Annotated in this window: 8 protein-coding genes; 2 read left to right on the forward strand and 6 right to left on the reverse strand. The window is 63.9% G+C overall.

Features of this window, described 5'->3' with window-relative positions; translation table 11 throughout:
* Nucleotides 1-1,058 precede the first annotated feature (1,058 nt).
* From I6F16_RS04115 to I6F16_RS04125, 3 genes are all read right to left on the reverse strand, one after another.
* Nucleotides 1,059-2,357: a lysine N(6)-hydroxylase/L-ornithine N(5)-oxygenase family protein gene (locus I6F16_RS04115; RefSeq protein ID WP_036001610.1), complete on the reverse strand. Its 1,299-nt coding sequence runs from the start codon at nt 2,355-2,357 to the stop codon at nt 1,059-1,061.
* Between the two features lie 22 nt (nt 2,358-2,379).
* The gene (locus I6F16_RS04120; RefSeq protein WP_225112787.1) at nt 2,380-3,441 is read right to left on the reverse strand and encodes a GNAT family N-acetyltransferase; all 1,062 of its coding nucleotides are present in this window, start codon (nt 3,439-3,441) and stop codon (nt 2,380-2,382) included.
* A gap of 177 nt (nt 3,442-3,618) precedes the next feature.
* A complete protein-coding gene (locus tag I6F16_RS04125; RefSeq protein ID WP_225112786.1) occupies nt 3,619-5,316 on the reverse strand; it encodes a cyclic peptide export ABC transporter in 1,698 nt (565 codons plus the stop codon).
* 294 nt (nt 5,317-5,610) lie between these two features.
* Between I6F16_RS04125 and I6F16_RS04130 the strand changes: the two genes are divergently transcribed.
* Nucleotides 5,611-6,672, forward strand: coding sequence for a siderophore-interacting protein (locus tag I6F16_RS04130; protein WP_225112785.1), 1,062 nt, complete (start codon nt 5,611-5,613; stop codon nt 6,670-6,672).
* Nucleotides 6,669-7,520, forward strand: coding sequence for an ATP-binding cassette domain-containing protein (locus tag I6F16_RS04135; RefSeq protein WP_081494481.1), 852 nt, complete (start codon nt 6,669-6,671; stop codon nt 7,518-7,520). Before I6F16_RS04130 ends, I6F16_RS04135 begins: the two co-directional genes overlap by 4 nt.
* 6 nt (nt 7,521-7,526) lie before the next feature.
* Here the strand turns inward: I6F16_RS04135 and fhuB are convergent, their stop codons facing one another.
* The 3 genes from fhuB to I6F16_RS04150 form a co-directional block, all read right to left on the reverse strand.
* Nucleotides 7,527-9,533 carry a Fe(3+)-hydroxamate ABC transporter permease FhuB gene (gene fhuB / locus I6F16_RS04140; RefSeq protein ID WP_225112784.1) on the reverse strand — a complete coding sequence of 669 codons (2,007 nt, stop codon included), beginning with the start codon at nt 9,531-9,533 and terminating at the stop codon, nt 7,527-7,529.
* On the reverse strand, nt 9,520-10,452 hold the full coding sequence (locus I6F16_RS04145; RefSeq protein WP_036001618.1) for an ABC transporter substrate-binding protein: 933 nt from the start codon (nt 10,450-10,452) through the stop codon (nt 9,520-9,522). Before I6F16_RS04145 ends, fhuB begins: the two co-directional genes overlap by 14 nt.
* Before the next feature lie 82 nt (nt 10,453-10,534).
* A complete protein-coding gene (locus I6F16_RS04150; protein ID WP_036001621.1) occupies nt 10,535-11,515 on the reverse strand; it encodes an alpha/beta hydrolase in 981 nt (326 codons plus the stop codon).
* Nucleotides 11,516-11,517: the final 2 nt, after the last annotated feature.

The raw sequence follows: 11,517 nt of genomic DNA on the forward strand, positions 1-11,517 counted from the left end.
CGAGTAGCGCGCGAAGAGCATGCTCACTCACGTGGGCCGTCGGAAGATTTGCCTTGATCTCCCGGTGCACATGTCGTGGACACGATAGCCCCTAACCAACATGAGAGATCGAAAGCGAAATCAAGCACGCTATTGCAGCGCAGGCTGCTCCAATCACGTCGCCATGCAGCAAATCTGTGCAGCGTGGTTGCGCCTGATCAGATCAGGCTTCGCCACTCGGCCGTCCTTACCTCGCTTGTTGCGGGCCGCGAGGATTGGCGTACGCCGCGGCGCTACACCAAGCTCAAGCAGTAGCTCGCCTGCGAGCACTCGGGCGAGCTCGCTGGCTTCGACAGGGAGCGCCGGTCCAATGCTCAAGCTCGTGAGACAGCGTCTGAAAACAATCGACCTGCTTTGCGCCCACGCATGTACCGCCTTAGCCACCAGCCGCCCGCGTGAAACGCGAGGGCAACGCCGATAAGGGGAGAGAACGAACGTTTCCTTTCCGAACGGAAGAACGTCGGAACGCAAAGCGGCAGATGACGCTATCGAGACTCTCATTCACGTCGCGCATGCGGTGTCCGTGAAAGGCCATCCAGTTCTCGATGCGACGCATGCCTGAACGTCCCAAGCCCGGCTGCGCCAGGAGCTCGGCCTTGGTGTGAAGCGACGCAATCTCGAGGAGGTAGTGCATGCGCGTCACGGGCTCTCTGCCAACCAACGCCGCAAGCGGACTGTGAACCAGAATGCCTGCAATTCGCTCAGGGAGAAGGCTTTGCCCCTGCTTGGGAACGAGAGCTTTCCTCACGGTCAATTCCAGCTAGACTTTCAGAAATTCCAAGATCGTTCTAAGAACTCCTCTAGCAAAGCCAATCGGCGTTGTCTCACACGTACACGCTGCGGTTGATCTCGATTAGACAGGTTCTAGATCGGGGAACCCCAAAGCGACAGCGGAACACGCCTGCAGGGTGACCGCGAGAACGCCGGCTATTGTGTAATGAGAACGGGACGATTCGTGATGCGTTTCAATCTCCATCCGCGCAAGGCTTTTGGAGCTGCGATCTCTCCCGGATCGTGTTCTAGGCGATGAGTTCCCGGCGCGAGATTGTCGAGAGCAGAGACTCCGCAATCTCTTGCGACCGCACGGCAATCACCGAAAGCAGCGTGTCGCTCAGACCGTGAGAGGATTCCGAATAGCCCTGGAGGTGGATCTGCGGCCGGAACGCCGGATTGATCACGAGCCGGTAGTTGCGATCCAGCGCCGCATCGCGAATGTAGCGGCGGATCGGTTCGAGAAACCCGTGCGGCGTCTCCCTGTCGTATCCCGTCGCCAGCACGACAACGTCATAAGTCGAACGACGGTTTTCGCCGCGGAACTTGTCAATCACGCCGATCTCGATGCCGTCCGGTCCCGCATCCACATTGGAAATCTCGCTGCGGGGACGCAACATGACCCTTGTGTCGCCACCGACGCGCTGCTGGTAGAGCAGCCGATAAAGCTGGTCCAGCAGGTCGGCATCGACGACGGCGTAGTTGGTGTTCCGGAAGTTGCGGACGATCGCATCCCGCCGCTCGGCAGGCTGCGCGTAGACGAAGTCCGTATAGTCGGGGTTGAAGATCTCGTTGACGAAGGGACTGCTGTCGGACGGCTTGAGAGCATGGCCGCGGAAGATCAGATCGATATGCGCTTCGGGACATCGGCCATGAAGATCGACCGTTACCTCGGTCGCGCTCTGTCCGCCACCGACGACGGCCACACGCACGGACCGGCCGCGCGGGACAACGCGCTCGATCAGGTCGAGATAGCGGCTGGAATGCAGCAGCCTGCGATCGTCGGTAGCCTTGGCAAACACCTGCGGAACATAGGGCTGGCCTCCAACCGCGACCACGAGATTTCGCGCCAGCCGCACGGTCTCCCCGCCGGCGAGCGAGCGCGAATGCACCCGCAACGACGTCACCGTCTGCCCGGCCGTCACCGGCTCGACGGCGACGATGGTCTCGCCGTAAGCGGCCTGCGACTTGAAATGGCTCGCCACCCACTGCAGGTAATCGTTGAACTCGACCCTGCTCGGATAGAACGTCCGGCAGTTGATGAAATCCAGTAGGCGGCCGCGCTTATGCAGGTAGTTCACGAAGGTGAAGGGACTGGTCGGATCGCGCAAGGAGACCAGATCTTTGAGAAACGATATCTGCATGTCGCTGCCCGGAAGCAGCATGCCGCCATGCCAGGTGAAGTGCGGCTGCTTCTCCACGAACAGCGGCGTGCATTTCAGCCGTGATCGCTTCGCGCATTCGTCCAATGCGATGGCGAGCGCGAGATTGGAAGGCCCGAATCCGACGCCAATGACGTCGTGCTCGATCGCAAGTTGATGGGACATGAAGCCGCGCTCCGCTTGCGCTTTAAGACGAGACCGTTGGGCCGGCGGCTGCCGGAAGCCAAAGCCGATCGCCGAAGAAGCGCTCGCGCAACAGCATGACCAGGGTCGCGCGCTTATGGGGAAAGTTGAAGTTCTTGATCCTTGCGAATCCCGAGCGCTCGAGATTGCGAAGCTGCTGCGCATGCGCCGCCGCCGGCTCCCCGACGATCCGCTGCGTGCGGCAATCTTCGAGAAACATGTAGTGCATCAGAGACGGCAGCCACGCGCTGATGTAACGACCGCCGCGAAAAGCGTCCTCGCCCACGATCACGTGCCATCCCCGGTCATAGTCGTCGGCATCATAGAACGGCGCAATGCGATTTTCCTTGGCCCAATAGAGCTCGAAATAGCCGAACGGCTGCTCGCCGAAGCAGCCGATCAACGGCAGCATATGAGGATCGGCCAGAATGCCGGCCAGATATCGCCGATGCTTGTCGAGATCGCCCGCCTCGTTCCAGAATGCATCGACGCGAGGATCGTTCATCCAGCGGTGCAACAAATGGAGGTCATTCTCGAGATCGGCCACGCGAAACGAGATGACCTCCGACAGCCAGGGAATGAAACGACCGTACACCTTTCCCGCCGGCTTTGCGGCGCGGCGCGGATGGCGCTTGCCGTCCGTCATGACGTGGAGTTGCGGCAATGGCGGTCGCCCGGGGTTGACCAGCCAGTTGTCCCGCCGCTGCATCACCAGTTCGGGCAGCAGCACCAGTCGCCCCTCGGACATGATGGCAAGACCACTCTCGGTCAGCTCTCGTGCAAGCGGCGCTCTCCCAGCGAAGTCCAGAACAAGCCGATCGGCGCCAGGTCGCCAGGCAAACAGCGCCTCGGCGGACGCCGACACCGCCCGTGCCGCAACCTCGCGGTCGTCCGAGGCATTCAGGATATCGAGGTGATCGACGCGCTCGCGCAGACGCAGTTCCAACGCGGTCACATCGGCGGCGACGACGCGAAGGCGATCGCCCTCCTGGAAAACGGTCTGAGCGGAATATGGGCCGACCGGGAACGCACGAGGTCCGGTCCCGGAATCCGAAGCCTTGTTCATCCGGCCCTCGCATCTCGATCATCGCTGAGGCGTGGTGTAGATCACTCGCCTACAGGCTGACAAGGAATGCGCGCACACGCAGATTAGATTCTCTACAAATCTGACGGCCTGTCGCAAAACGGGATCGTATGCCGTCATTTGTGCGACAGATGGCGCCAGCGGCTCGCTACATTGTGTCTAAAGCGGCGCATCGGTTGGAACTGCGGAAGGCCCAGCGACGTTGCTGGCCCTTGCCTCGCTTGCGACGATCTTGCCGTCGCGCAGCCGCACCAGATGATCCGCAATCCCGAAATAGCGATCATCGTGTGAAATCACGATGATGGTCTTTCCGAGACGCTTCAGATCGGGCAGCAGCTCCGTATAGAAGATGTGCCGGAACGCCGGATCCTGATCCGCGGCCCATTCGTCAAACACGAGCACGGGTCTTTCCTCCAGCCATGCATTCATCAGCGCCAATCGCTTGCGCTGTCCGGTCGACAGGTCCGTCGTCGTGAACACGCCGTTCTCGACCGAGACCTTGTGCGCGACCTCCAGCCGCTGGAGATAGCGTTCCGCCACATCAGGAACCACGCCCTCTCCACGAATGAGATCCTCAAACAGATAATAGTCGGAGAAGATGGTCGTGAAGAGCTGGCGGTAATCGTCGCGTGTCTCCGTCAGGACCGGCGAACCGTCGCGCAGCACGGCGCCGCCATGCGGAGCATAAAGGCCCAGCAACAACTTGATCAGGGTCGTCTTTCCACTGCCGTTCTGCCCCACGATGAAGACGATGTCGCCTTGCCGAACGAACAGATCAACCGGCCCGAGGACAAAGGGATCGCTGCCCGGCACGGCGCGAAAAGCATAGGTTACGCCGCGGAGCTCGATGGATTCGATGGCGGTCTTGCCGGGTGCAGCGGGCGCACTGGCCAGCAGATCGTGCTCGGGGCTCGAGAACTGCCCCGAGAGCTCCGCAATGCGGCGCATCGCGACCTGGGCGCGACCGAGCGCCGGCAGGATGCCGATGACCTGGTCAATAGGCCCGCGCATAAAGAGCAGCACCAGCACGAACCCGCTGGACACCGCAGCGGGACTGTCGGGCCACAGGAACGGTCGCAAGGTCAGCGCCACGCCGATCACGACGAAGAACAGCATCGTCCCGAACGCCCGCGCCGTCACGAACAGATTGATCGACCTGATCTGCACCGAGCTGATCCGGTCGACGGTCTGCTGGAGCTGCTCGACATAGACGCGCCGACGGCGCACCCGATTGAGGCGCAACTCCTTGGCACCTTCGGCGATCGCGCGATATTGCTTGTGCAGCTGATCTTCGGCCTCTCGCGCGGTGCTGAAGCCGCGAACACCGCGCGTCCTCGCATATCCATGCGCCAGCGATCCCAGCACGATGACGACTCCCGTGATCAGGAAAAGCTGCCAAGACAGCACCGCCAGGTAAACCATGCAGCCGAGCGCGATCACGAGCGACACGAAAAAGGACGAAAAGAAGAACGCGAAATCGCTGATCGTGTCGACGTCCTGCGTGAGAACCGGGATCAGGCGATGCGTCCGGTAGATTTCGAGCTGATCGATCGGCGCAGCCAGGATTTTGGCGGCGAGCGACTTACGAAGCTCGGCGATGATCCGCTGTCCGACAAAATTGGCGCTGATGTCGGCGCCAATGGAACCGATCAGGATCAGAAGGCACAGGCCAGCGAAGGCGAAAAACAGCGTTACCACGTCGGCCTGCGTGGCATAAAGCCCATGATTCACGACCGCGAGCAACGCCGCGACGGAGGCACCGCCGACCACTCCGAGAACGCTGCCGCCGAGCACGAGTGGCCAGTAGGGCCGCAGGAGCTGCAGGATCTGCGTCGTCAGGCCGCTTCGTGAGTTCATGATGAGAGCCGCGCTGGAGGAGACCTGAAGCGAACCTATATGGCCGGACAAGCCGTGCCGAAGTGATGCGAATACATGATGGCAGCACCGCAACTCCAGCGGTTATTTTCGCTGCTCTTTCGATGGATTCTAATTTGGGATCGGCAATGCCTTTAATATGATGCGGGTAGTATCGCTTTTGCATCGCAGCCGGCGAGCGAGCAGGATTTTTGATCCAGAGCCGTGCCAGGCCGCGACATCCGGACATTTGAAGCGCTTGCAGGCTGGCATCGGACAGGCCGGTGGAGAATGAGTTTGGACTTGCTGATCTCCGAAACCCGCATCGCGCTTCCCGACGCCGCCGGCCTCGCCGCGCGGATGATCGATCATCTGGCCGAGCATGACATCGCCTTCGAGGACCGGGACGGTCTCATGGTGGCGAAACTGCCGTTCGGCATCAGTTCCCTCGCCGTCGAGGCCGAAGCGCTCAAGATCCGCGTCGAGGCCAACGACAAGGGCAATCTGGAAATGCTGCGCTCGGTCGTCGCCTCGCATGTGATCGAGTTCGCGGGCGACATTGCCCCAACCATCATTTGGTCCGGTCATGAATCCAACGGCGGCACGCTGGCTAATTTCCGTGAAGTGCGGCTGAAGGCCGCGATCACCCTGACGCCGCACATGCGGCGGCTGACCTTCACGGGCGACGATATCGCCCGTTTCGTGAATGACGACGATCTGCACGTGCGGCTGTACTTCCCGCCCGAGGGCCTCGCCAAGCCCGAATGGCCGTGGCCCGCGCCCGACGGACGTATCCTGTGGCCGGAGCCCGATCGCAGGCCCGTCACCCGTTATTACACGATCCGCCGCATCGACTTGCAGAGCCGCGAGATCGACATCGATTTCGTGGTCCATGATCATGCCGGGCCGGGCTCGACGTTCGCGGTGAACGCGACGGCCGGTGCCATCTGTGGCATGGCCGGCCCGCTCGGCCGGGGCATTCGTCCGGCGCGCTGGGTGCTGCTGGCGGGCGACGAAACCGCCCTGCCCGCCATCGCGCGAATTCTGGAGACGCTGCCGGCGACGGCGACGGGTGAGGCCTTTATCGAGGTCGCGGATCGGCGCGAGGAAGTTCCGCTGGTCGCCCCGGCCGGGGTAGCAATCCGCTGGTTGCATCGCGAGGGCCGTCCAGCCGGGACGACGCAGCTCCTGGTCGACGCCGTCAAGGCAGTGCGATGGCCGCACCATCGGGACGTCTTCGCCTGGATCGCGTGTGAGGCGCAGGCGCTGAAGACCCTGCGCAACCATCTGCGCGATGAGCGAAAGCTTTCCCGTGACCAGCTTCTGGCCGTCGCCTATTGGAGCCTACGCCAACCATGACGATCCAACACGCGCAGACGAGCGAAAGGACGCTCGCCTTGCCCGACGTCACGCAGGCCTCACTGGAAGCGCCCGCGCCCTTGTTCCAGCTCGACCAGGTCGGCTTCGCCGTGGCCGGGCGCGCGCTGCTCGAACCGCTGACGCTATCCCTTCCCGCACGCAGCGTCGTCGGGCTGATCGGCCATAATGGCTCCGGCAAATCGACCTTGCTGAAATTGTTGTCGCGCCAGCAGCCGAGCTCGTCAGGAACGATTCGTTTCGAAGGCCGCGCACTGCGCGCCTGGAGCGATCGGGACTATGCCCGCAAGGTCGCCTACCTGCCGCAGCAGACGCCGCCCGCCGCCGGCATGCTGGTCAAGGAGCTGGTCGCACTCGGCCGCTATCCCTGGCACGGCGCGCTCGGACGGTTCGGTGACATCGACCGCGAGAAGGTCGCAAACGCCATGGCGTTGACCCATATCGAACCCTTTGCGGATCGCCTGGTCGATACGTTGTCCGGCGGCGAGCGCCAGCGGGCGTGGATCGCCATGCTGGTTGCGCAGGATGCCGAGTGCCTGCTGCTCGACGAGCCGACCTCGGCGCTCGACATCGCTCATCAGATCGAAGTGCTGTCGCTGGTCAGGCAGCTCGCCCGCGAGCGCAATCTCGGCGTGGTCGTGGTGCTCCACGACGTCAACATGGCCGCCCGCTTCTGCGACGAGATCATCGCGCTGCATTCCGGGAAGCTGATCGCGCGCGGCACACCGGACAAGATCATGACGCCGGCCGAGCTCGAAACCATCTACGGCATCCCCATGGGCGTGATGCCGTCGCCGGACCATGGCCATCTCATCAGCTTCGCGCGGTGAGCGCCGTCAACCGCGCTGCGGGCGCAGCAGCCAGATGAGATAGGGTCCGGCAAGCATCATGGCGAAGATGCCGGCGGGCATCTGGAACGGGAAGATCACCATGCGTCCGGCCCAATCCGCCGTCACCATCAGGATCGCCCCGATCAACGCGGCCAGCGCCGCCTGATGCAGCGCGCGCTGCGCCCCCATCATCCGTGCCATATGCGGCGCGATGAAGCCGACCAGGCTCAGAAGACCAACCATCAGCGTGGCCGTCGCCGTCAGCAACGCCGTCAGCAGCATGATGATGACGCGGCTCCGCGTCAGCGAGATGCCGATCGAACGCGAGGTCGCAGGCCCCAGCGGCAGGATATCAAGCCAGCGGGACAGCATTGGCACCATGATCAGCAGAACGAGCGCCGCGGCGGCGAGGATTGCGGCCTCGGCCGGGCCGATCTGGTAGAGCGAGCCTGTCAGCAGCGACAGCAGCGTGCCGATGCGGGGATCGCCTGTCGCCAGCGCCATGGCAATGATCGCACCGAATGCCGCGCTCATGGCGACGCCTGCCAGCAGCACGCGCTCCGGACTGAACTCGGACCGCCGGCTGAACAGCAGCACCAGCGCCAGCACGATGAAGGCGCCGATCCCGGCCGCTGCAATCTGCTCCAGCCGGGTGTGGGCGGGAAAGAGATAGAGCAGAACGATCACGCCCATCGCGGCGCCATAGCTGATGCCCATGACCTCCGGCGCGGCCATCGGGTTTCCGGTCATCCGCTGCAGCAGCGTGCCGGCGACCGCCAGCGTCGCGCCCGCGGCCAGCGCCGACACCACGCGCGGCCAGCGCCACGGCCAGAATTCCTGCAAGCCCGACAGGCCGCTCCAGCGCCAGCCGTCGGAGCCGACGCCGAGGGCCAGCGCGATCCAGACGGCGAGCAGCAGCAAGACTAAGGCCAAAAGGATCACGCGCCAGGGATGATCGAGCCGCGCCGGAGCGGATGGCGTGAGGTTTCCCATCGGCATGGTGGCTCGCAGCCGTGGCAGCAGCACGAGCAACATTGGCGCGCCGATCAGGGCCGTCACCGCACCGGCCGGCATTTCGCGATAGCCGGGCGGGATCAGAAGCACGAGCTGATCCGTCAGCCACAGCAGCAGGGCGCCGCAAAGTGGCGCCCAGATCAGCCGGTCGCGAAAGCGGCGCGCGCCTGACAGCATGACGATGGCCGGCGCGGACAAACCGACAAATCCCATGACGCCGACCACGCTGACGACCGACGCGCTGAGCGCGATCGCGATGACGAGCGCGAAGACCCGGGCCCTCGTCAATCCGAGGCCCAGATTGCGCGCGGTCTCGTCGTCGAAGCCGAGCAGGGTCAGCGGACGAACCATCGCCGCGATCAGCACGATCGAAATCAGCAGCCGCGGCGCCAGGAAGGTGACGTTGCTCCAATCCTGCTGATTGAGGAAGCCGGCGCCCCAGATGAACAGACCGATCAGATATTCGTGGTTGAGCAGCACCAGCGCCTGGGTGGTCACCGCGCAGTAGTAGCTGACGATCAATCCAGCGAGCACCAGGACGACGGGCGACAGCGCACGCTTCCAGGTCAGCCCGAACACGCACAGGAACGCAGCGAACCCGCCGCACAGCGCAATCCACTCGCGGCCGAAGGCCAGCAGCGACGGCGCCCACAGGGTCGTCACGGCCAGCGCAAGATAGGCGCCGTTCAGGACGCCGATGGTGCTCGGCTCCGCAAGCGGATTGCGCAACACCTGCTGAGAGACCGTGCCGGCAAGACCGAGGGCTGCGCCGGCCAGCAGCGCCACTGCGATGCGCGGAAACACGGTGTAGTGCACCAGCATCTGCTGGGGATCGGTGACCTCGGGCCGCCACAACACCGGCAGCCAGGCGCCTGCGGGCAGATATCCGGACAGGTTGCGCCAGGTCAGCGCGGCCGCGGCTGCCAGCAGCAAGCCGATCAGCACCGCCGGATGCATCTCCAAGCCGGACCGGGCCGGCAGTGCCTCAACCTTGCTCATGGCTTTCCCGCGGCAGACGTTCGGCGAGAAGGCGGGCGAAACGTTCGGCCGCCGGCACGCCGCCATAGAAAAATTGATTACCCAGGACCGTCAGCCGATGCGACCGAAGAGACGGCAGGGTTTGAAGCACAGGGCTTGCTTTCAGCAGCGCTTCGACATCGGCGACCCGCGAGGTCATCAACACCAGCCGCGCGTCCGGAACCGCGGCGAGCACTTCGAGCCCAACACTGGTATGGCCCCATGGGCCGCTCTGTCCCGTCCAGGCATTCCTCAATCCGCACTGATCGAGCACCTCCTGATAGAGGCTGTTCGGACCGAACACGAGCGCGCGGTTGCGCGCGATCTCGCTGACGAGATAGAGCGGCTTGCCGCCGCGACCCCGGAGCCGCTCACGATAGCCGGCCATGGCGACGTCGAAACGGGCGAAATAGGCTTCGCACGCCGACTGCACCCCGAGGCGTTTGGCAAGCTCCAGCGTCGAATGGCGCGCCGTGTCGAGAGGATGCCCGCCGGGTCTGAAGATCGTGAACGTTTCGACCGGCGCGATCAGCTTGAGCCGGGGGACGGCGGCCGCAATGCTGGGATCGATGACGATGATGTCGGGCGCGAAGCTCTGCAGCAGTTCGAGATTTGGCTCCGAACGCAGACCGATTTCCTGAACCGCGGACGGAACGGGCGGCTCGACGACGAGCCGGCCATAGCGCTCGATCTCCGGAATCACCAGCGGCACGACGCCGAGCGCCAGGATCGTCTGGGCACAGGCCCAGCCGAGCGCGGCGACCCGGGGCCCGGATTGCGATCCAGCGGTTTGGGCAAACGCCATGGGCCATGGACCCGCAAGGGCCGTGCCTCCGATCGCCGCGCCCGCGCCGAGGAGCGCACGGCGGGACAGCCTATGGTCTGGAATAGACGTGCTCATGGGATCCGTTCAGGCGCCTCTCGCAGAGAGGCCGCGACAGATGATGATCATCACATACTCTCGTTCACGCTGCATTGCCATATCAGGCCGCCTTTTCACCAGCGGCGAGAAAGGCCTTGGCCAGCGCCCGCCCGATCGTCGCTCTCGCCTGCAAGGCATCGGCCACGACATTTCCCATGCGCAGGAATTCATGGATCATGCCGGGATAAACGTGCAGATCGACGGGAACGCCGGCCGCCGCCAAGCGGGCTGCATAATCGTGCCCCTCGTCCACCAGGGGATCGAACTCGGCGAGGACGATGCATGCGGGAGCAAGGCCCGACAAATCATCCGATGCGAGCGGCGCAAAACGCCAATCGTCGCGATCCGACTCGTCGCGGAGATATTGCCGGAAGAACCAATCGACAGTGCTGCGCTCCAGGAGATGGCCGGTACCGTAGCGCTGGTAGGATGCGGAGGTCTGTCGGGAGCTGAGACCGGGATAAGCGAGAACCTGAAGCACCGGCTGCGGAAGGCCCGTGTTTGTCCTCGCCTCGATCGCGAGCGCGGCGGCAAGGGTTCCGCCGGCGCTGTCGCCGCCGACGGCGACCCGGCGGGGATCGAGCCCGATCGCGCGGCCCTCGAGGCCGATCCAGGTCAGCGCATCGACTGCATCCTCGAAGGCCGTCGGAAACTTGTGCTCCGGTGCGAGCCTGTAGCCGACCGAGAGCACGGCCGCACCGCTGTCCTCGGCGAGGCCGCGGCACAATGGCTGATGCGAATCGAGGCTGCCGACGACGAAGCCGCCGCCGTGCATGTAAAGAAGAACAGGAATGGGAGTGCGTTCGCTCGGTTGCGCGCTCGCATAGAGCCGCGCCTCGATGATCGCGCCATCCCGCACCGGCAGCGACAAACGCCGCTCGTAGGCAAGCGCCGGCGGATCGACGTCGAGCAGCGGCGAGGACGCATCGAAATCGGCCCGCGCCTGCGCAGCAGTCAATTGCGGAAACGGAACGCGCGCGCCGCTTTCGGTGCCGGCCTGCACCATCTCGAGCAATGCCGCGATATCTGGATCAAGACTCAAAG

Origin of the sequence: Bradyrhizobium sp. IC4060 (assembly GCF_020193715.1) — a bacterium.
Taxonomy (GTDB): Bacteria; Pseudomonadota; Alphaproteobacteria; order Rhizobiales; family Xanthobacteraceae; genus Bradyrhizobium; species Bradyrhizobium yuanmingense.